At 57.5% G+C, this 20,034-nt stretch carries 18 protein-coding genes; 15 read left to right on the forward strand and 3 right to left on the reverse strand.

Annotated elements, in window-relative coordinates; all coding sequences use genetic code 11:
* Positions 1–23 precede the first annotated feature (23 nt).
* Complete coding sequence (locus tag QT231_RS02355) at positions 24–737, forward strand: ATP-binding cassette domain-containing protein (RefSeq protein WP_308335325.1); 714 nt, start codon at positions 24–26, stop codon at positions 735–737.
* 22 nt (positions 738–759) lie between these two features.
* Here the strand turns inward: QT231_RS02355 and QT231_RS02360 are convergent, their stop codons facing one another.
* Positions 760–1,311, reverse strand: coding sequence for a DUF2062 domain-containing protein (locus tag QT231_RS02360; RefSeq protein ID WP_308335326.1), 552 nt, complete (start codon positions 1,309–1,311; stop codon positions 760–762).
* A 97-nt stretch (positions 1,312–1,408) separates the two neighbouring features.
* Between QT231_RS02360 and QT231_RS02365 the strand changes: the two genes are divergently transcribed.
* The 7 genes from QT231_RS02365 (at position 1,409) to murB (ending at position 9,165) form a co-directional block, all read left to right on the forward strand.
* The gene (locus tag QT231_RS02365; RefSeq protein WP_308335327.1) at positions 1,409–3,688 is read left to right on the forward strand and encodes a DNA internalization-related competence protein ComEC/Rec2; all 2,280 of its coding nucleotides are present in this window, start codon (positions 1,409–1,411) and stop codon (positions 3,686–3,688) included.
* Between the two features lie 72 nt (positions 3,689–3,760).
* Entirely contained in the window at positions 3,761–5,497 is a 1,737-nt protein-coding gene (gene msbA / locus QT231_RS02370; RefSeq protein WP_308335328.1) for a lipid A export permease/ATP-binding protein MsbA, read from the forward strand.
* The gene (gene lpxK, locus QT231_RS02375; protein WP_308335329.1) at positions 5,494–6,510 is read left to right on the forward strand and encodes a tetraacyldisaccharide 4'-kinase; all 1,017 of its coding nucleotides are present in this window, start codon (positions 5,494–5,496) and stop codon (positions 6,508–6,510) included. Before msbA ends, lpxK begins: the two co-directional genes overlap by 4 nt.
* 13 nt (positions 6,511–6,523) lie before the next feature.
* On the forward strand, positions 6,524–6,757 hold the full coding sequence (locus tag QT231_RS02380) for a Trm112 family protein (protein WP_308335330.1): 234 nt from the start codon (positions 6,524–6,526) through the stop codon (positions 6,755–6,757).
* The gene (gene kdsB / locus QT231_RS02385) at positions 6,757–7,545 is read left to right on the forward strand and encodes a 3-deoxy-manno-octulosonate cytidylyltransferase (protein ID WP_308335331.1); all 789 of its coding nucleotides are present in this window, start codon (positions 6,757–6,759) and stop codon (positions 7,543–7,545) included. Before QT231_RS02380 ends, kdsB begins: the two co-directional genes overlap by 1 nt.
* 101 nt (positions 7,546–7,646) lie before the next feature.
* Positions 7,647–8,111 (forward strand): low molecular weight protein-tyrosine-phosphatase, encoded by a 465-nt coding sequence (locus QT231_RS02390; RefSeq protein WP_308335332.1) that lies wholly within the window; start codon positions 7,647–7,649, stop codon positions 8,109–8,111.
* 13 nt (positions 8,112–8,124) lie between these two features.
* Positions 8,125–9,165, forward strand: coding sequence for a UDP-N-acetylmuramate dehydrogenase (murB, locus tag QT231_RS02395; RefSeq protein ID WP_308335333.1), 1,041 nt, complete (start codon positions 8,125–8,127; stop codon positions 9,163–9,165).
* A 78-nt stretch (positions 9,166–9,243) separates the two neighbouring features.
* On the opposite strand, the gene rne is transcribed toward murB, so the two are convergent.
* Positions 9,244–12,675: a ribonuclease E gene (rne, locus tag QT231_RS02400; RefSeq protein ID WP_308335334.1), complete on the reverse strand. Its 3,432-nt coding sequence runs from the start codon at positions 12,673–12,675 to the stop codon at positions 9,244–9,246.
* A gap of 719 nt (positions 12,676–13,394) precedes the next feature.
* Here rne and QT231_RS02405 point away from each other — a divergent pair.
* The 3 genes from QT231_RS02405 to sppA are packed head-to-tail and all read left to right on the forward strand — an operon-like array spanning position 13,395 to position 16,178.
* A complete protein-coding gene (locus QT231_RS02405) occupies positions 13,395–14,336 on the forward strand; it encodes an RluA family pseudouridine synthase (protein WP_009286408.1) in 942 nt (313 codons plus the stop codon).
* Positions 14,337–14,375: 39 nt separating this feature from the next.
* Entirely contained in the window at positions 14,376–15,020 is a 645-nt protein-coding gene (locus tag QT231_RS02410; RefSeq protein ID WP_308335335.1) for an HAD-IA family hydrolase, read from the forward strand.
* A 9-nt stretch (positions 15,021–15,029) separates the two neighbouring features.
* Positions 15,030–16,178, forward strand: a complete 1,149-nt coding sequence (sppA, locus tag QT231_RS02415) for a signal peptide peptidase SppA (protein WP_308335336.1) — start codon at positions 15,030–15,032, stop codon at positions 16,176–16,178.
* 29 nt (positions 16,179–16,207) lie between these two features.
* Here the strand turns inward: sppA and QT231_RS02420 are convergent, their stop codons facing one another.
* Positions 16,208–16,837: a nucleoside triphosphate pyrophosphatase gene (locus tag QT231_RS02420; protein WP_308335474.1), complete on the reverse strand. Its 630-nt coding sequence runs from the start codon at positions 16,835–16,837 to the stop codon at positions 16,208–16,210.
* 234 nt (positions 16,838–17,071) lie between these two features.
* On the opposite strand from QT231_RS02420, the gene QT231_RS02425 reads away from it, so the two are divergent.
* The 4 genes from QT231_RS02425 (at position 17,072) to fabD (ending at position 19,986) form a co-directional block, all read left to right on the forward strand.
* Entirely contained in the window at positions 17,072–17,602 is a 531-nt protein-coding gene (locus tag QT231_RS02425) for a YceD family protein (RefSeq protein ID WP_088698626.1), read from the forward strand.
* Between the two features lie 35 nt (positions 17,603–17,637).
* Entirely contained in the window at positions 17,638–17,808 is a 171-nt protein-coding gene (gene rpmF, locus QT231_RS02430; RefSeq protein WP_007114757.1) for a 50S ribosomal protein L32, read from the forward strand.
* Positions 17,809–17,851: 43 nt separating this feature from the next.
* Entirely contained in the window at positions 17,852–18,907 is a 1,056-nt protein-coding gene (gene plsX / locus QT231_RS02435) for a phosphate acyltransferase PlsX (RefSeq protein ID WP_308335337.1), read from the forward strand.
* A 119-nt stretch (positions 18,908–19,026) separates the two neighbouring features.
* Positions 19,027–19,986, forward strand: coding sequence for an ACP S-malonyltransferase (gene fabD, locus QT231_RS02440; RefSeq protein ID WP_308335338.1), 960 nt, complete (start codon positions 19,027–19,029; stop codon positions 19,984–19,986).
* Positions 19,987–20,034: the final 48 nt, after the last annotated feature.

Raw genomic sequence — 20,034 nt, forward strand, 5'->3', positions numbered from 1 at the left:
GCTTCAGGAATAAGGATGACACGATGTCGATGAATACAGGGCAAGACGCTGCGGTCATGCTCGATTGCCAGGCGCTGACACGCACCTATAGCGAGGGGCCCCAGGATCTGACGGTGCTGGATAAGCTCAATTTGCAGGTGCGCGCCGGGGAACGGGTGGCCATCGTGGGTAGCTCGGGCTCGGGTAAAACCACGCTGCTCAATTTGCTGGGGGGGCTTGATCGCCCCAGTGAAGGCAGTGTCATTATCGCTGGTGAGCCGCTATCAGGATTGAATGAGGCGGCACTGGGCAGCTTCCGTAACCGCTATATCGGGTTTGTGTATCAGTTCCACCACTTGTTGGCGGAATTCACTGCGCTTGAGAACGCTGCGCTACCGCTGATAATTCGCGGTCAGTCAAAAAAGGCGGCTGAGAAGCGGGCCATGCAGATACTCGAGCGGGTAGGTATGCAGCCACGGGCGGATCATAAGCCCGGTGAACTTTCCGGCGGGGAGCGCCAGCGGGTGGCGATTGCCCGGGCGCTGGTTACCGATCCTAGCCTGGTGCTAATGGATGAGCCCACGGGCAACCTGGATCAAACCACCGCAGCGACCATTTTGGCGCTCATGGACGAACTGGCCAAAGAGAGCGCCTGTGCCTTTGTCATTGTGACCCATGACGTTAGTCTGGCGGCCCATCAAGATCGGGTGCTTAAGCTGGATGCAGGCAGATTGGTAGAGCAGGTACCGGCGCTCTAATCATCGAGTTCAATCCTCAAACTCAATCATCAAGTTCTGCTTCAATCTGTGCGCGCCGCTGCCGACGTTTATGGCGGCGGCGTTTCCAGTTATGGGAGACGTGCCAGCGCCAGATTAAGCGAATGCCGATATTGACGACGATGGCTAAAACTACCGCGGTTACCAACGAGCCGACGACAAGTGGCGGCATAATGTCGTGCATCTGTTCTGCTATCCAGCGCGTCGAAATACGTGACGGAGCTTCCCGCACGGGCGCGCCGAGTATAAAAGTACCTATTCGGTAGTTGCCGTAAAAAAATAGCGGCATCGTTAATGGATTGGTTATCCATACCAGGCCTACTGAGAGGGCTAAGTTGCAACGTGTAATACGGGCGCCCAGGGCTGCGACCACCATCTGGAAAGGGATGGGTAGCATCGCGCAAAACACGCCCACGCTAAATGCATTGGCAACGCTTCGGCGAGTTAAAAGCCACAAACCTGGATCTGCAATCAGCGGTGCCATAAAGCGAAGCGAGCGCTGCTTCCTGATGGTGTCGGGTTTGGGCATGTAGCGCTGCAGGAACCTGCGCGGCATGACGGATACTCTTACCTATCGATGTGGCCCATTATCCATATCGAGCTGCCTTTCGGCTATGCTAGGCCATCAATGAAGTGTCGCCAGGGAGTGTTCTATGCGGTTAGGTGTTGCTATGCCAGCGGCGCTTTCGGCACTCGCCGGGGGCATTGTTGCCTGGTACAGCCACGCCGCAGGAGTGACTTCCTATGCCTTTGGCTGGGTGTTGGTAGCTGCTTTGCTGGGCATGGGGTGGCGCCCGCGCATAGGCATATGGCTGCTAATCGGCGCCTGGGTCTTCATCGGAGTACAAAAAGAGTGGGGGAGTCGTTTGCCTGCGGGGCTAAGCGGAGAGGATATTGCCGTGGAGGCCACCGTGTTGACCGCCCAACCGCTGGGCAGTGCAACGCGCCTGTTGTTAAGCGTCGATAAATGTCAAAGCGCTTTAACTACCGGGGTACAACGGCCCAGTTGTTCGGCGCTCGCCAAGGTGCGCATAACCGCTTATAGCGATGCGCTTTTTGAGCCTGGTGAACAGTGGCAAATGACGCTTCGGCTGCGCCCCCCAAGCGGCTTTGCCAATCCTGATGCCTTCGATTATGAGCAGTGGCTGTGGCGCGAGGGGATTCATGCTACCGGCTACCTGCGCCAGGAGCCAGCGCCCGTTAGGCTCTCTTCCGCAGACCCCACGCTGCGCCAACTAGCGCTGGATTTTTTAGCCCGTCAGCCCCTTGGTGAGCGAACCAAGCGCTGGTTGGCAGCGTTGACGCTAGGCGATAGTGAACAGCTAACCCAAGACGACTGGTCACTGCTGAATGCCACCGGCACCACGCATTTGGTAGTGATTTCAGGCTTACATGTCGGGCTGGTGGCGTCATTTGTGCTATTGCTGGCCAAAATAGGCGCACGTTTTACCACGCCCACCCACTGGCGAATGCGCACCTGGCCGTGGTGGCTGGCAGCGTTAGCCTGTGTGGGTTACGCCACCCTTGCCGGTATGGCGCCGCCCGCCATGCGGGCGATGGTAATGACACTGGTAGGACTGTGGGTACTCAGCGGACGGCATTCGCCGGGGGCTTGGCAAGGCTGGTGGCTCGCGCTTGCGCTGGTGCTACTATTCGATCCGTTGGCGCTGTGGCGCCCTGGAATGTGGCTATCGTTTATCGCCGTAGCGTGGTTGATTATTATTTGGCAGGGGCGGCGTCGGCCTCAAGGTATAAAGGGCTGGTGCTGGGCGCTGGTGAGATCGCAACTGCTGTTAGCCCCGTTAATGGCCGCTGCGGTATTGGTAGCCTTTGGCCGGGTCGCGCCCGCCGCCCCGTTGATCAATTTAATTGCCGTGCCTTGGGTGAGCTCGGTGATGGTACCCACGGCACTGCTGGGATGGCTGCTGTCACCTATCCCCTTGGTGGGAGATATGGTGTGGTGGCTGTTTGAGCAGGCGCTGGGCATTTTCCACCTATTGCTGACGCTAGCTGTTCAGCACTGGCCATTGTGGGAACCTGATCGGTCATTAACGTATCCGCTCGCCTTTGCTCTGCTACTGCTGTCGTTATGCTGGGGGCTACCTGCCGTGCTGCCTGGTTTACGGCTGGCTGCTACTGCGCTGATCTTGACGTTACCGTGGTGGTCGCTTTCATCATCGACACCTCCAAATACACTCAGCGTCAGTGTGCATGACGTGGGGCAGGGGCAATTGATTGAGCTGCGCAGCGAACATTATCGCCTTCTTTATGACACCGGGCCGCGCTTTCGCAGTGGCTTTATGCCACTGGAGTCGCTTTGGTCGCCGGGGCAGCAGTTTGACCAAGTTATTGTTAGCCACGCTGATAATGATCACGCGGGCGGCATCGGCGCGTTGCTAGCCGATCATCATGTCAAGCAGTGGCTGGCGCCTGCGGATGAGGCACTGCCAGTACCAAGCAATGACTGCCAACATGGCCAACGCTGGGAGCGAGACGGAGTCAACTACCGTATTCTCTGGCCACCCGCAGGGAATAACGACTTTTCTGCTAACGATCGCTCCTGCGTTCTTGAGGTGAGTGTTGGTGAGCAGCGACTGCTGATTACGGGGGATGTGGGCACCGAGGTGGAGCGGCGTTTTCTGCGCGAGGTAGACCTACCCGTTAGTGTCTTGGTAGCAGGGCACCATGGCAGTGGCACCAGTTCGGGCGTCCAGTTTGTGCGTCATGCCGCACCTGGGCATGTGGTGTTCAGTGCGGGACGCGGTAACCCTTTTCATCATCCGGTCGATTCGGTGGTGCGGCGCTTTCGCCAGCAGGGAAGCTGTCTATGGAGCACGGCCCATGACGGAGCGCTGCGTTTTCGGCTAAACGCAGCCCAACCTATTCAGATTGAAACGATGCGACCAGTGCCAGGACGAGGCAACCAGTGTTGAAGCGCGTCGCCATCAGGTAGAATTCCCCGCATTGCATACTATAGGCCCTTGGGTCTTCGGCCAGGAGCGCGTGTGACTGATTCAGGTTGGGTTATCTATAAACGGTTGTTGGGCTATGTAAAGCCGCATTGGCGTGCTTTTGCGCTGGCAGTGGTGGGATTTGTGGTTTACGCCGCATCGAGTACCGCGCTGGCAGAAATGATGAAGCGTTTAATTGATGGCATCCAGAACCCGGATGCCGCTTTTCGGCTCTTTCTACCACTGTTTGTGATTATCATGTTTTCCGCCCGGGGTGTAGGTACTTTTTTAAGTACCTACTTCATGGCCTATGTCGGCCGCTATGTGATTCACACACTGCGCTGCGATGTCTTTGCCCATCTGCTGCATCTGCCCGGCTGGTTTTTTGACCACCACTCCAGCGGACAACTGGTGTCGCGGGTGACCTACCACGTTGAGCAAGTCGCGGGGGCGGCCACCAAGGCGGTAACGATTATTCTCCGTGAAGGCCTGTTCGTGGTCGGCCTGGTGCTCTATCTGCTCTGGACTAACTGGATGCTAACGCTGCTGTTTTTGGGCGTGACGCCGATTATTGCCGTGGTGGTTAGCTACGTCAGCAAGCGCTTTAGGCGCATCTCAAAGCGCATTCAGCACTCCATGGGCGATGTTACTCATATTGCCTCGGAAGCGCTGTCGGGCTACCGGGTGGTTCGCACCCACGGCGCGGAAGAGTATGAAAAGCAGCGCTTCGAACGGGTCAGTGAAGAGAATCGCCGGCAAAGCATGAAAGAGGCGATGACCCGTGCGGTCAGTTCTCCGGTCATTCTGATGCTGGTGGCTATCTCCATGGCCATCCTGGTGTGGCTGGCCATGGCGCCCTCGCTGATGGCGAATATGACGCCCGGTGAGTTTGTGGCTTTTATTACCGCCGCCGCCCTGATGATCAAACCGGTGCGTCAACTGACCGAGATTAACGGTGAAATTCAGAAAGGCCTGGCGGCCGCGTCAGAGCTTTTCGGGTTGCTGGATATGACACCTGAACAGGATAGTGGTAAGCAAATTGCCAGCCGTTTAAGGGGCGATGTCGTGATCGATCATGTCAGCTTCCGTTACGCGGATGACCAGCCCGAAGTCCTGCACGATATTAATCTGCGCCTAGGACCGGGCGAGCTGGTGGCAATAGTCGGGCGTTCGGGAAGTGGCAAGTCAACCCTGGTTAGCCTGCTGCCGCGTTTCTATCGGCCCAGCCAAGGCAGTATTAGTATTGATGGTATTAATGTTGATGAGTATGCACTAGGCCCGCTGCGCCAACAGATTGCCCTGGTATCCCAGCAGGTGACGCTATTTAACGCTTCCATTGCCGATAATATTGCCTACGGGGTGGCCGACCCTGATCCTCAGGCTATTCAAGCGGCGGCAGAGGCCGCCTATGCCCATGAGTTTATCGATAAGCTTCCCAATGGTTACGCTACCACCGTGGGTGAAAATGGCGTGATGCTCTCTGGGGGCCAGCGACAGCGGCTGGCGATTGCCCGGGCGATCTTCAAGGATGCACCGCTGCTGGTGCTGGATGAGGCTACTTCAGCGTTGGATACTGAGTCTGAGCGCTATATTCAAAAAGCCCTGGAGCGGGTCTGTGAAGGGCGTACCACTCTGGTCATCGCTCACCGCCTGTCTACCATTGAGCGGGCCGACCGGATTGTGGTGATGGATCAGGGGCGCATTATCGAAGAGGGGTCGCATCAGGCGCTGCTGGAGGCCGACGGCGCCTACGCGGCGTTGCATCAGTTGCAGTTTCAAGAAGCGCCATGAGAACGCTGTCAGAGCGCTGGCTACAAGGCGCATACCAGGGCAGTCGCTGGCTAGCGCCGCTGAAGCCGTTAGGGGCGCTGTATCAGCGGGCCATGGAGCGGCGAGAGCAAGCCTACCGGCGTGGCAGCAAAGCCAACTGGAAGGCGCCGGTGCCGGTTATTGTGGTGGGCAATATCACCTTAGGGGGAACGGGCAAATCGCCGCTGGTGGCGTGGCTGGCTAGTTGGCTGGTGGCCCAAGGCTGGTCGCCAGGCATCGTAAGCCGCGGCTATGGTGGAAAAGCGCCGTGTTACCCGCTGCTGGTCACTGCCGCCACTAACGTAGCTGAAAGCGGCGATGAGCCGCTGATGCTGGCACAACAGACGGGGCTGCCAGTGGTAGCGGATCCCCAGCGCGTGCGCGGGGCTCAGGCATTGGTAGAGAAGGGCTGCGATATTATCCTCAGCGACGACGGTTTGCAGCATCTGGCCCTGGCCCGGGATATTGAGTTGGTGGTTGTCGACGGTGCCCGTGGGTTAGGTAACGGGCGCTGCCTGCCCGCCGGCCCGCTGCGTGAGTCACCCACTCGATTACAACGGGTTGATGCGGTGATCGTCAACGGCGACTTACAGCCGCCGTTTTCGGTTGACTCGACGATTATGCCGTCAGCTATCACTATGCAGTTAGCGCCATTGGGTTGGCGTCGCCTGGCAGATGGTGAGCGCTTTCCTCTCTCACCACTGCCGTTTACGCTGCCGGTGCACGCAGTGGCTGGTATCGGGCACCCCAAGCGCTTTTTTCGGACACTTTCCGACTTGGGGGTTGAGGGTGAGTGGCATCCGTTAGCCGATCACCAGCAGTTTAGTGCGGACGCGCTAAGCTTTGCAGATACCCGCCCAGTGATTATGACCGCCAAAGATGCCGTTAAGTGTTGCACCCTGGCGCCGCCGAACAGCTGGGTATTAGACGTGGAAGCCACTCTTCCACCCGAATTTGAGCACTGGCTGGCAGCGCGGCTGTCGGCACTTTCCTAAAGGAGATACGCGCATGGATAAGGAACTGTTGGCGATGCTGGTCTGCCCGCTATGTAACGGTAAGCTGAAGTATGATCGCGAAGCCCAAGAGCTGCGCTGCCACTACGATGGCTTGGCCTATCCGATCCAGGAAGGTATTCCGGTAATGCTGCCTGAAGAGGCTCGTACCATGGATGCTGATGAAAAGCTGCACACTTCACCAGGGCGTTCTCCAGGACGTTCTCAAGAGCGTTCAGGAGACGCTTAATGACTGTTGCTGATGACATGGCTGATTTCAAGGTGCCTGACTTTACGGTCGTTGTGCCCGCACGCTATGGCTCGACCCGGTTACCCGGCAAGCCACTGCTTGAGATTGCCGGGGAGCCGATGGTTGCCCACGTATGGCGTCGCGCCTGCCAGAGCCACGCCAGCCGAGTCGTCGTGGCGACGGACGATAGCCGCATTCGTGATGCAATGCTGCCTTACGGCGCCGAGGTGATTATGACCCGCGACGATCATCCGTCGGGCACCGATCGTTTAGCCGAGGTGGCTGATAGATTGGCGTTGGCGGATGATGCGCTGCTGGTGAATGTGCAGGGTGACGAACCGCTGATTCCCCCCGCGCTGATCGACCAGGTGGCGCTGCGCTTAGCCGACGACCCTGAAGCGTCGATAGCCACGCTCGCAGAGCCTATCAACGACGTGGACACGCTGTTTAATCCCAACGTGGTCAAAGTCGTGCGCACACTGCAAGGCCGCGCGCTGTATTTCTCACGAGCACCCATCCCCTGGGATCGTGAGCAATTCAAAACACCGCCGACTATGCTGGCCACCGATGCCTGGCTACGTCATATCGGTCTGTATGCCTACCGCGCCGGTTTTCTAGCCGCCTACCGCGATTGGCCCGCGTCAAGCCTTGAACTGCTCGAACAGCTTGAGCAGCTTCGTGCGCTGCAGAACGGCCACGTGATTCAGGTGGCACTGGCCTGCGAAGTTAACCCCGCCGGTGTGGATACCGCTGAGGATCTAGCGCGGGTTCGGGCGCTGCTGGCATAGCGCGGGTTCGGGCGCTGCTGGTATAGCGCAGGTTCGGACGCTGCGAGCATAGCCAGTTATTAATGACGAGTGACGCTAAAGAGCTGTAAAGGAGCGCTACTGTGAAAGTGTTATTTGTATGTTTAGGCAATATTTGCCGCTCACCCACCGCGGAGGGTGTCTTTCGTCGTGCTCTTGAGCAAGCGGGGATGGCCAATCAGGTGGAAGTAGACTCCTGCGGCGTTGGCAGTTGGCATTTGGGCAAAGCGCCGGACGCCCGCGCCCAGCAGGCAGCGCTGCAGCGCGGTATCGATTTAAGCGGACTGCGTGCCCGCCAGCTTAGCGCGCGCGATTTTACTGAATTCGACTACGTGCTGGGCATGGATCAGGACAATTTACGCGCCATGCGCGACCTGAAGCCTACCAATAGTAAAGCGCATGTGGGGCTATTTCTGGATTTTGCTGGTACTCCCGGCGGCGAAGTCCCAGATCCTTACTATGGCGGTGATGAGGGGTTCGAGAACGTGCTGAATATGATTGAGGCTGCCTCAGAAGGGCTGATTCGACACCTCAAGCGAGCGCTGTAGTGTGGCTCAGGGTGTGGCTGCACAAATGAATATGCTCAGCAATGTCGACCTATCCACCGCAAATACGCTTAGGCTCCCCTGTCAGGCAGAGCGCTTCGCGGCGCCCGCTACGTTATCAACACTGCGCGAAACATTAGCCACGGCGCGTCGTCAGGGCTGGCCGGTCACGCTGCTGGGCGGTGGCAGCAATGTTTTACTGCCCAAAACGCTGTCCGGTTTGGTCGTGTGCCCTGCCTTGAACCAGTGGTGGCTGAGTCAGCATCAAGGGCATGTGCTTGCCCACGTGGGGGCGGGAGTAAACTGGCATAGGTTGGTAATGGCGACTGCTGCACGCGGCCTGTGGGGGATTGAAAATTTGGCGCTGATCCCTGGCAGTTGTGGCGCTGCACCGGTGCAGAATATTGGTGCCTACGGCGTTGAGCTGGCCGATACGCTGCAGGCGGTGCAGGTCATGGAGCTTGCCACAGGGCGGATTGAGTGGTTAGACGCCCAGCAGTGCGCTTTTGGTTACCGTGAGAGTATTTTTAAAGGGGCATTGGCAGATCGCGTTGTTATCACCCAGGTGGTGTTGCGCTTGTCACGCACGCCAACACCCCGGCTGGGCTATGGCGACCTTGCCATACGCTTAGCCGGTTCTTCCACCCCCACACTTTCGCCCACGCCGCTCGCGGTTGCCGAAGCGGTATGTGCCATTAGGCGCGAGAAGTTGCCTGACCCCCATGAGCTTGCCAATGCGGGTAGTTTCTTCAAAAACCCCTTGGTGCCTGATGCGCAGGCAGCGCAGTTGTTGCAGCCGTACCCTGCTATGCCCCATTTCCCCCAGGAGGGCGGGCAAACTAAGCTGGCGGCGGGCTGGTTAATCGACCAGTGCGGCTTGAAAGGGATGCGCGATGGCGCCTTTGGGGTGCACCAGCAACAAGCGCTGGTTTTGGTGCATTTTGGCGGTGGCGACCGTCAGGGGCTAATGAAAACAGCCGACTATATCGCGGATCAGGTTGAAACACGTTTCGGAGTACGGTTAGAGCCCGAACCGCGGCTAATTAACCCCAATTAATTAACCATCTGGTCCTGGCTCTAACGTAAAAATCCCCGCCGAAGCGGGGATTTTGGTTACTGCAACACGTGGCCGATCCTATTCAGATCGGGTGTCTTGCTGCGCCTGTTTGCGTTTCTCGCGCGGGTCGTTGTGGGCCCGGGTGCGACGACGACGCGGTTTGGGTGCTTCTTCAGTTGCAGCAGCTTCACTTGGTGCTTCGCTGGCGACTGGCTGAGCGTCTGCTTCAGCCGCTTCCGCTGCTCGTACGTCGCTGCTTTTGTCCGCGCTATTCAGTTCAGCGCTATCTTCTTTAACACTACTGTCTTCCAGGTTCTTCGGCTCATCCGCTTTTTCTGCTGCGTCTTGCTTCGGTTCGCTGCTAGAGGACGCTTCAGCTGCAGGGGCCGGGGCGGCAGACTCAGCAATGCTTGGCGTTGCTGCTTCTTGACGCGGCTCCTGGGCATTGGTAGATGCTTCGGGCTGATGCTCATCGCTGCTTTGCTCTGTGGCGGCATTGCCGAAAGGCGCTGGTGAGGCGGCACTTTCAATGGTTGCCGCTTGATCTACAGCGTTATCCGCAGGCGGCTCGATGGCTTCAGGCGCTGCTGTTTCGCTAGCAATAGGCTGGCCATCGTTGGTTTTCTCACTTTCAGTCGACTCTGCATTAGACTCGGCTGCTTCTGAGGTTGCCTGCGATGGTGCTGCCTGCGCATTGGTCGCTGTAGCCTCCGGCTCGCTTGGCTTGGCAACGGCCTCGTTCTGCTCTGCTTGGGAAGCCGCTTTCGGCTGACGGCGCTGGTGCGTCGATTTACGCGCTTTGGCGTTCTCTGCCGCGGGCTGGTCGGCGGTCGTTGCGTCGTCCGCTTGCTCAGGCTCGGGCTTAGTCTCTGTCGTAGCCTCAGGTTCGGATCCCGTCTCAGACGTTGGCTTAGCCTCAGGTTCTAACTTAGTCTCAGGTTCTAGCCTAGCCTCGGACTCACCCTTGGCGCTTGACTCAGGTGCATCGGCTGCCGTCACTTCTGGCTGAGCGGTGTGGGTAGCCGATTTCTCCGATTCCGGGCCAGTCGCTGCCCCCGTAGCAGCTGCGTTAGTCTCTTCTGTAGCAGAGGCGCCTTCCGGCTCTGGCGTTGCTGCTGGCGCTTCAAGCTGTGCCTCGGCCTGCAGTTTTAGCTGCTCAGCTTCAGCCTGGGGGTTGATCGCCTTGGTGCGCGTGCGGTTACGCGGATTGTTGCGGGTACGCTTTGGCTTGCCGTCGTCCTGCTTCGCTTCCGGGTTTTTAGCCTCTGAGCTCTTGGCCGCTTCTTCGCGCTGAGGGTCGCGGTTTTTGTCCCCACTGTTATCGTGACGAGACTCTTCCTGGGCTGCACTTTTGCCACTGTTGCTCTCTTTAGAGCTGTCTTTGGAAGAGCCGCCAGCCTTGGCCTCTTTGCGAGGTGCCTTGTTAGCTGCTTCTTGACCGTTCGCATCCTCCTGCTGGGGGTGGCGACGGCGATTGCGGGTGCGGCTAGGGCCGCTGCGCTTATCGCTATTATCGTCACTGACAGGGCGCGGCGTGCTGCTGCGCTGCTCGGTTTTTTGCTCAGCTTTTTGTTCAGCCTTTGGCTCAGGGCGGGAACTGCTATCGCTGCGCGACTCGCTACGATTAGTGTTGTCGCCGCGTTCACCCCGCGATGACTTCTGCCGCGTTTCACTGCTGCGCTGATTGGTTCTACGCTCACTCGGCTTGCGTGGTGCTGGGGTTTCAGCCTTGGGTTCTGGCGTGGCTTCAGCACTGCTTTCGTCGTTGCCTAGCAATTTGGCAAAACCACGGATAAAACGGCCGATAACACTAGGTTGCTCGCTGGACGCAGGGGCTACTTTTGCTGCAGGGGGTTGGACAGCAGCAGGCTCCTTCTCTTCAGTCTGCAGCGATGCCGGTGCGGGAGCATTATGCGTGACACTCTTAACGGCGGCTTCGGCGCGAAGTGCGGGCGGCACAAAGCTATGTGCCGGTTCTTTGCCTACTTCGGTATCAGTGGAGAGCTCAAAGCTCGATAGGCTTTGGGTGTCGTCCTCGTCCAGATGATCGTCGCGCAGGCGTTGTACGTCGTAGTGGGGCGTATCCATGTCAGGATTGGGTAGCAGCACGACGCGTACATTCTGACGAGACTCAAGATCAGCCAGCACGCTGCGTTTTTCGTTTAGCAGGTAAGTGGCCACCGGTACCGGCAGAATGGCGCGAATCTGGGCGCTATTCTCTTTCATGGCCTCTTCTTCAATCAGGCGCATGATAGAGAGCGACAGCGAACGCACATCGCGAATGGTGCCCTGACCATTACAGCGTGGGCAGACTACGCCACTGGTTTCACCCAGGGAGGGACGTAGACGCTGACGGGACATCTCCATCAGACCGAAGCGGGAAATACGGCCAATCTGTACCCGTGCGCGGTCTAATTTGAGAGCGTCGCGCATGCGGTTTTCAACTTCACGCTGGTTGCGCGCTGGCCCCATGTCGATAAAGTCGATGACCACTAGGCCGCCGATATCACGCAGGCGCAGCTGACGGGCAATCTCATCGGCAGCTTCAGAGTTGGTCTGCAGGGCGGTCTCTTCGATATCACTGCCGCGGGTGGCGCGGGCGGAGTTGATATCGATGGAGACCAGTGCCTCGGTGTGATCGATCACAATCGAGCCGCCAGAAGGCAGCTTCACTTCGCGCTGATAGGCGGTTTCGATTTGCGATTCAATCTGGAAGCGCGAGAACAGCGGCACTTCGTCCGCGTAGAGTTTGATCTTCTGCTGGTACGAGGGCATCACCTGGCGAATAAAGCCCAGTGCCTCGGCGTGAATCTCGGGGCTGTCGATCAGCACCTCGCCGATGTCCTGGCGCAAATAGTCGCGCATGGCACGAATAATGACGTTGGATTCACGGTAGATCAAAAACGGGGCAGGGCGCTTGGCGGCCTCGGTGGTAATCGATTCCCACACCTGAACCAGGTAATCCAGATCCCACTGCAGCTCTTCCGGGTTACGACCGATGCCCGCGGTGCGCACGATCAGACCCATTTTATCCGGCACGGTGAGCTGGCCCATGGCATCTTTGAGCTGGCTGCGCTCGTCGCCTTCAATACGCCGTGAAATGCCACCCGCACGGGGGTTATTGGGCATCAGCACCAAGAAGCGCCCCGCGAGGCTAACAAAGGTGGTTAGCGCGGCGCCCTTATTGCCACGCTCCTCTTTGTCGACCTGGACGATGACCTCTTGGCCCTCTTTAAGTACCTCTTTAATGCTCGGACGTCCGGAAACGTCTTTGACGAAGTACTCGCGAGAGATCTCTTTGAGTGGCAGAAAACCGTGACGATCGGCGCCGTAGTCGACAAAGGCGGCTTCCAGGGAGGGCTCTACACGGGTGATTTTACCGCGGTAGATGTTGGCTTTTTTCTGTTCTCTTGCGCCGGATTCGATATCTAAATCGTAAAGGCGCTGTCCATCAACTAAAGCGACACGCAGCTCTTCGGGCTGGGTCGCATTAATAAGCATCCGTTTCATAGTGTCTCGCATAGCGTTGCGTACCGGCGAACGGCCTATGGTGTGACGTAGGCGAACCGCTGGGTGCTGCGTGCTTGTGCTCGGCGCATTGCTATGCTGACGCGTCAAGCCGGGAGGGCGTCATCGCCGACCCGGCCAATAGGGCGTTGAGTACGTGGCGGAGGCAGGACGTGTTCCGGTGGCTCTGTCACGTCCATCCGGCCCTGCTGACACCGCCAACACCTGGCATTCATCGATTCACCAACGCCGGCCACCGGCACAGCGTTGAACTTTTCACCCGGAGTCAGCCAGCGCCTTGTGACGAGTAAGGAGGGGCTGCTCAGGGCGTGGCGTTGTTTAGTTACTGCCTGCCGTTGAGGGCTAGGCTTACTTTCATCTGCCGGCATAAAACGGGCGGCAGCGTTACTGCATTTTTAAGATCAATTTTTAATACTGGAAAACGGCCAATGCGTACACTGGTGCCGTTTTGTGTTCAGGCCTGCGTGTTAGTCGGGCAGGCGCATTAACCAAGCTCAGCGGTGATGCTCTTTGCTAACAAATTTAATCAATTAGCTATCATTCAGCTAGTCACTAGCGCTAGACAAGGAAGCTTTTTGCGCTTAGCTGGTGAACAACTTGGAATATAACAGTAAAGACAACGACCAGCAATTGACGCAATGCCCTTTGGTCTACGTTAGAATGCCGTTTTTAGCGTCATAGCAGAGCAGGAGTAAGCGGTAATGTCCGAAGGGCGTGAAGTGCAGTGGGTGGATATCGCCCCGGAGCAAGCAGGGCAGCGAATTGATAATTTTCTCATGACGCGTCTTAAGGGTGCGCCACGCGCGCTTATCTATCGCATCGTGCGTAAAGGGGAAGTGCGCGTTAACAAAAAGCGCGTAAAGGTCGATTACCGCTTGCAGGCGGGCGATTTAGTCCGCGTTCCGCCGCTACGCTTGGCACCTCGCGAAGCCGTTAAGGAAGTCAGCGATAATTTGCGCGACCTGTTGGTCGGTAGTGTCATTATGGAGGGCCCAGACTGGATGGTGCTTAACAAGCCCTCTGGTTTGGCTGTGCATGGCGGCAGCGGGGTTAAAATTGGGCTTATAGAAGCGCTGCGTCAAGTGCGCGATGATCTGAGCTTTCTGGAACTGGTTCACCGCTTGGATCGGGATACGTCAGGCTGTTTACTGCTGGCCAAATCTCGCGATGCATTGGTGACCCTTAATGAGTCGCTGAAAAAACACGGCATGGATAAGCGCTATCTGGCGCTGGTTAGCGGGCGTTGGCCGGCGCGTAAAACCTATGAAAGTGCGCGTTTGGATCGCTTTGATGCGGGCAATGGTGAACGTCGGGTAAGGGTAGATCCTAATGGTAAAGTGTCGCGTACCCATTTTTCGGTGGTCGAAACCTTCGAAAAAGTAACCCTGATAGAGGCTGAGCCGGTCACCGGGCGAACTCATCAAATTCGCGTTCATGCTGCCCATGCGGGTCACGCGCTGCTAGGCGACGACAAATATGCTACCCGGGAAAGCGGTCTGCTCACCAAGCAGTTGGGGCTGGGGCGTCTGTTTCTGCATGCGCGGGCGTTGACCTTTCCTGAGCCCACCAATGGCCGCCCGGTAACCGTTAAAGCGCCGTTGCCAGAAGCCTTGGAAGAAGCGCTGAAACGGGCCCGCCAATAACCTGCCTTGCACTAATTTGCCTTTTGCCAAGGAGCTGTCATGCAGTACGAGTTAATTATATTTGATTGGGATGGCACCTTGATGGACTCGGTGCCGCGCATCGTCTCCTGCATGCAGGCGGCCGCTCTTGAGGCCGAGTGGGGCTCGCTTTCAGCGGCAGAAGTTGAAGATATCATTGGCTTGGGACTACCCGAGGCAATTGCCAAACTCTGCCCGGGGATCCTGCCTGCCCAGGCTGAGCGGCTTCGTGAGCGTTACGCGCACCACTTTGTGCAGGCTGACGCCACACCGATGGCTTTTTTTGGCGGCGTAGAAGCGCAAATTGCGCGTTTGCGCGGGCGTGAGCGGCAGCGTTTAGCGGTGGCGACAGGCAAAAGCCGCCGTGGTTTGGATCGTATTTTTGCAGAGACTGGCAGTGGCGCCTGGTTTCATGCCAGCCGTACTGCGGATGAAACCCGCTCAAAGCCGCACCCGCAGATGCTTTCTGAACTGTTAACAGAGCTTGAAGTGCCAGTAGAGCGGGCGGTGATGGTCGGCGATACCGAGTACGACCTTGAAATGGCCCGTGCAATCGGTATGGATCGTGTGGGAGTCAGTTACGGGGTTCACGCGCCGGAACGGTTGGCATTGAGCCGCCCCAAGTGGATTGCCCACAGCATCGACGAGCTTTTTGATCTGTTATAAGGATATTTTATGAGTGACGACCCGACCCGCGACGACGGTATAGACGACGGACACGACAACCCGGCCAATGGCTCCCGCCGCACCGGCTCTGTTAATAGTGGCCCGTCCAACGAGTTAAAAGAGGATCCATGGACTGGCGGGCCAGAGGTTCCGCCTGGTAAAGGGGCGAAGCAAGCATCTGGGGCACCAGGCGACGATGCTGAAACCCTACGCGAACGTCAGCGACTCGCACAGTTGGAAATGATGGATCACTGGATAGGCGGTGTTTTAGCCGAGCAGCGGCGTACCCGTCGCTGGAAACTGTTTTTCCGTCTGATGTTTCTCGCTGTGGTATTGGCTGCACTGTCTGCCGCCGTTTATAGCTTTTACTGGGATTCGCCTAGCGTCACCGCGCCCACGCAACGCCACTTGGGCATTGTTGAGGTTAATGGGGTGATTGCTAGTGATTCGCCCGCCAATGCAGAGCGCATCATCCAAGGGTTAAATCGCGCCTGGGAGGCGGAAAGCGCTGCTGTGGTGGTGCTGCACATTAATAGCCCCGGCGGGAGCCCTGTGCAGTCTCAGCGTATCTATGCGGAAATCATGCGCCTGCGCGAGGAGGGTGACAAACCGATTATCGCGGTGATTGAGGATATCGGTGCCAGTGGGGCTTATTACATTGCCGCCGCGGCAGATGAGATTGTTGCGTCGCCGGTGAGCCTGGTGGGTTCTATTGGTGTGATCTATGCAGGCTTTGGCTTTGAAGAGGCGATAGAGCGTATTGGTGTTGAGCGCCGAGTGCTCACTGCAGGGGAGAATAAAGCCTTTTTAGACCCCTTCCAGCCCCTGGATGATGATGCAGAAGCGTTTTGGCAGGGGGTGCTGAGCCAAACCCATCGCCAGTTTATCGATGATGTCCGCGCGGGCCGCGGTGAAAGACTCAGCGATAGCTCGGACATTTTTTCCGGCTTGATCTGGGGCGGTGAGCAGAGCATCGAGCTTGGGCTGGTCGATCAGTTGGGTAACCTCGAGCAGCTGTCGCGCGAGCGGGTGGGTAACACCGACTGGGTGGACTACACACCGAGCCTCGATCCCTTCGAGCGCTTTACGCGGCGTTTTACCCAGGTTGCTGCTGAGGCGCTAGGCATTAAAGCGCCTAACACCCCGCTGCGTTTCTAAGCGCCAATCCTCGTCGTGAGGGCTGTTGATTAGCGCTCTACTGAATAGGGCTCGCCAAGCGGATCCAGGCCCGCTTGGCGCAGCATGTCGCAGAGCGCGATCAGCGGTAGTCCAATCAGCGCATTGGGGTCACGGCCTTCGAGTTTTTCAAACAGGGCAATGCCGAGGCCTTCCATGCGAAAACTGCCTGCGCTATCCAGTGGCTGCTCTTTGGCGACATAGTTTTTGATCTCTTGGGTGCTAAGAGTGCGAAACACCACCTCGAAAGGCTCAATATGAACCTGATGGCGCTGGTGGCGAGTATCCAGTAGCGCTAAACCGGTTAAAAAGGTGACGCGCTGACCAGAGAAGAGAGCAAGGTTGGCGCAAGCTTTCTCCGCTGTGTGCGGTTTGCCAAGAATGTCGCCTTCAAATACCGCCACCTGATCAGAGCCTATAACGTAGTGGTGGGGGAAGTGGGCTGCCACGGCGTTGGCTTTGCTGAGCGCCAGGCGATGCACCAGAGCTTGAGGTGTTTCACCGGGGTGAGGTGTTTCATCAATGTCGGGTGAGTGGCACAAGTAGGGGAGTTGCAGGCGATTCAGGAGCTCACGCCGCCAGCGTGAGCTTGAGGCTAGTACCAGTCTCGTCGTTGATGATTGGGTTGAAGGCTCGGTCATGGAAGATGGGGGCAAGGTTTGGCTCCTGGCTATGTGGTTGCGCTAGTGCAACTTCAAAAACATTGCACTGCAAGCAGTAGACATTGAAAGCAATAAAGGAGTGTAGCGAAAGCGGCTAAACGTGCCTATGTTGGCTGTTTATTGAGATCTATGTTGGTTATTTGTTGAGGAAGCTATGAAAAATATACTGACAGCTTTGACACCGGCAGGGGGAGTGCCTATCATTGCGCGCCTATGTTGACCTCACAACTCCCCAGTCGGGTGGAGCCTTATAAGCTCGCAGCCCGCCACGAACGAATCGAAGGCTTGGTAGCGCTTGATAAGCTGCCGCGCCTTGCCGAAGAAGCGGGTGTCCAAACCGGCGACTGTCATGTCGTGCTCGAGTTTGGCGTCGATGCTCAAGGTCGTCGTGAAATTCGTGGCCACTTGCAAGCGACGTTGGCGCTTGCCTGTCGACGCTGCCTGGTGCCGCTGCCTCAAGAGGTGAGCAGTGACTTTCTGCTTGGAATGGTCACTGACGAAGCCTTAGCGGCCGAGTTGCCTGCTAGTCATGAACCGGTGCTGGTGGAAAAGGAACAGCTGGATCTGCTGACGGTGATTGAGGATGAGTTGATTCTCAGTCTGCCCCAGGTGGTCTATCACGATGAAGCCGAATGTCATGTCTCGGCGGAGCAGCTGGTCAGCAAAACAGAAGGCGCGGCGTCAGAAACAGCGCCAGCGACGAACCCTTTCGCGGTGCTAAATGTCTTGAAAGGCAAAAAATAAGCACCCTTTACCTTAATACCTTGGAGTAAACACCCATGGCAGTTCAACAGAACCGTAAAACCCGTTCCAAGCGCGGCATGCGTCGTAGCCACGATGCGCTGACCGCTCCGACGCTGTCTCAGGACAAAGAAACAGGTACCACTCACCTGCGTCACCACGTTTCACCAGACGGTTTTTACCGTGGCCGTAAAGTGGTTGAGGTATAAGCCTCAATTGCATTATTAAGCGGCTAAACGGGCTCAGTGTGGTATGCGCTTAGCGATTGATGTGATGGGGGGTGACCAAGGCCCTCATGCGATTATCGCAGGCTCTGCTAGGGCAGTGGTAGAACACCCCAGCCTTGAACTGATTCTGTTTGGCCCGCGTCAGCAGATTACTGCTGAGCTTTCGCGCTTGCCGCAGCCTCTGGCTGCGGCAGCGTCACGTTTGGTGGCGCGTGATTCCCCCGATAGTGTGTTGCCAGGGGCAACGGCTGCCTGGGCGTTGCGTAGAGGCCAGGCGACCAGTATGGCGCGCATGCTGCGTTGTGTCGCCCAGGGCGAAGCAGTGGCTGGTGTAAGCGCGGGCAATACGGCGGCGCTTGTGGCTTTGGCCAGGCGCGAGCTGGGTATGGTCGAGGGGATCTCTCGCCCGGCGATCAGCACCGCAATCCCCGCGCGGCAAGGGCGCCGCTGTTATCTATTGGATTTAGGCGCCAATGTGGATTCGCCTGCCCACCGGTTGGTCGATTTTGCGCAGATGGGGGCAGCGATGGCGCAGTGTGTCGATGGCACGGCGGTGCCGCGTGTGGCACTACTTAATGTTGGCGCAGAAGCCACCAAGGGGAGTGTTAGCGTGCGTGAAGCTGACCGCCTGCTGCGCGAGTATGCCAATGGTAGTGCTTTCGACTATCGGGGCTATGCTGAAGGTGGCGATCTGTTTAAAGGTCAGCTTGATGTGGTGGTGTGTGATGGCTTTGTGGGCAATGCTGTCCTGAAGGCCAGCGAAGGTTTGACGAGTATGCTGGTTGAGCGCGTGCAGATGGCTTTTGAGTCGCGTCTTAGTGGGCGTTTAGCAAGCCTACTGGCCAAACCTGTGTTAAAGCGCTTGAAGCAAGAGCTTGACCCCGTACGTTACAACGGGGCCAGTTTGCTAGGGTTGCGTGGTATCGTGGTGAAAAGTCACGGCAGTGCTCATGCCGATGGTTTCTACTACGCTATCCGGCGCGCCCTGAAGGAAGTAGAGCATAATTTGCCTGCGCGGATCGCAGGTCGCTGGCAGGCGTCATCCCAAGCACTGTCGAGTGCAGGCGATGGCGCAGGCTAGCCATGATCAGCTAATAAATATTTACTTTTTTTGCGGGTTTATAGGTGGCATCAGGATGTGCCAATAATCTCGCCTATCGCTCATATGAGCAAATGCCTACAAGAGCAAAGGTGAACGACATGTCTCAACCCCTTGCCCTCATTTTTCCCGGGCAGGGCTCTCAGCAGCTTGGAATGCTGCGAGAGCTTGCCGAGCGCTATAGTGTGGTGGGAACGACATTTGAGGAAGCGTCGGATGCTTTGGGCTACGATTTGTGGAAAGTCGTCCAGGAAGGCCCCGAGGAGTCGCTTAATGCAACCGCTTGCACCCAGCCTGCACTACTCTCCGCAAGTGTCGCTATTTGGCGCGTGTGGCAAGAGCTAGAAGGGCCTCGGCCAACGGTTATGGCGGGCCATAGCCTGGGTGAATACAGTGCTATGGTGTGTGCGGGCGTCATGAGCTTTGCTGAAGGCGTTAACTTGGTACGTTTGCGTGGAGAAGCCATGCAGGCGGCCGTGCCCGCTGGTGAAGGCGGCATGGCGGCGATTCTGGGTTTAGCAGACGATGCGGTTGAAGCCGCCTGTGAAAAGGCTGCCCAGGGCGATACTGTTTCAGCTGTCAACTACAATTCCCCAGGACAAGTGGTGATAGCGGGCTCCAAAGTGGCCGTCGAGCGGGCTGTTGTTGCTTGCCAAGAGGCCGGGGCCAGGCGCGCCATGGCACTACCGGTTTCCGTGCCCTCGCACTGCGCGCTAATGCGTCCTGCGGCTGAGCGACTGGCTGAGGCTATACAAGCCATTGAGCTGCGGGCGCCGCGCTACACGGTGATCCAAAATGTCGATGCTCAAGCCCATGCCGACACTGCAACATTGAGTCGGCGCCTGATTGAACAGCTTTATCAGCCGGTGCGCTGGAGCGCCTGTGTTGAGGCAATGGCGGATCAAGGCGTGGAGGTATTTATTGAGTGCGGGCCAGGAAAGGTGTTGACTGGCCTCAATAAGCGTATCGTGAAAGGTAGCAAAGGATTGGCAGTGAATGATCCTGACAGCCTGGAGGCTGCGCTTGAGCTGGCGCGTGAAACCTTGGCTGATAAGGCGTGACCAGGGAGTGGTGTATTTCGCTATCCTTGCTTGATTACACGGTTAGAG

Source organism: Halomonas sp. SpR1 (assembly GCF_031010175.1).
GTDB lineage: Bacteria > Pseudomonadota > Gammaproteobacteria > Pseudomonadales > Halomonadaceae > Vreelandella.

Excerpts from the sequence above, each read along its gene's own strand:
- QT231_RS02355 (WP_308335325.1), top strand. The coding sequence starts at position 24 with ATGTCGATGAATACAGGGCAAGACGCTGCGGTCATGCTCGATTGCCAG.
- QT231_RS02360 (WP_308335326.1), bottom strand. The coding sequence starts at position 1,311 with ATGCCGCGCAGGTTCCTGCAGCGCTACATGCCCAAACCCGACACCATC.
- QT231_RS02365 (WP_308335327.1), top strand. The coding sequence starts at position 1,409 with ATGCGGTTAGGTGTTGCTATGCCAGCGGCGCTTTCGGCACTCGCCGGG.
- lpxK (WP_308335329.1), top strand. The coding sequence starts at position 5,494 with ATGAGAACGCTGTCAGAGCGCTGGCTACAAGGCGCATACCAGGGCAGT.
- QT231_RS02380 (WP_308335330.1), top strand. The coding sequence starts at position 6,524 with ATGGATAAGGAACTGTTGGCGATGCTGGTCTGCCCGCTATGTAACGGT.
- kdsB (WP_308335331.1), top strand. The coding sequence starts at position 6,757 with ATGACTGTTGCTGATGACATGGCTGATTTCAAGGTGCCTGACTTTACG.
- rne (WP_308335334.1), bottom strand. The coding sequence starts at position 12,675 with ATGAAACGGATGCTTATTAATGCGACCCAGCCCGAAGAGCTGCGTGTC.
- QT231_RS02405 (WP_009286408.1), top strand. The coding sequence starts at position 13,395 with ATGTCCGAAGGGCGTGAAGTGCAGTGGGTGGATATCGCCCCGGAGCAA.
- QT231_RS02410 (WP_308335335.1), top strand. The coding sequence starts at position 14,376 with ATGCAGTACGAGTTAATTATATTTGATTGGGATGGCACCTTGATGGAC.
- sppA (WP_308335336.1), top strand. The coding sequence starts at position 15,030 with ATGAGTGACGACCCGACCCGCGACGACGGTATAGACGACGGACACGAC.
- QT231_RS02420 (WP_308335474.1), bottom strand. The coding sequence starts at position 16,837 with ATGACCGAGCCTTCAACCCAATCATCAACGACGAGACTGGTACTAGCC.
- QT231_RS02425 (WP_088698626.1), top strand. The coding sequence starts at position 17,072 with ATGTTGACCTCACAACTCCCCAGTCGGGTGGAGCCTTATAAGCTCGCA.
- rpmF (WP_007114757.1), top strand. The coding sequence starts at position 17,638 with ATGGCAGTTCAACAGAACCGTAAAACCCGTTCCAAGCGCGGCATGCGT.
- plsX (WP_308335337.1), top strand. The coding sequence starts at position 17,852 with ATGCGCTTAGCGATTGATGTGATGGGGGGTGACCAAGGCCCTCATGCG.
- fabD (WP_308335338.1), top strand. The coding sequence starts at position 19,027 with ATGTCTCAACCCCTTGCCCTCATTTTTCCCGGGCAGGGCTCTCAGCAG.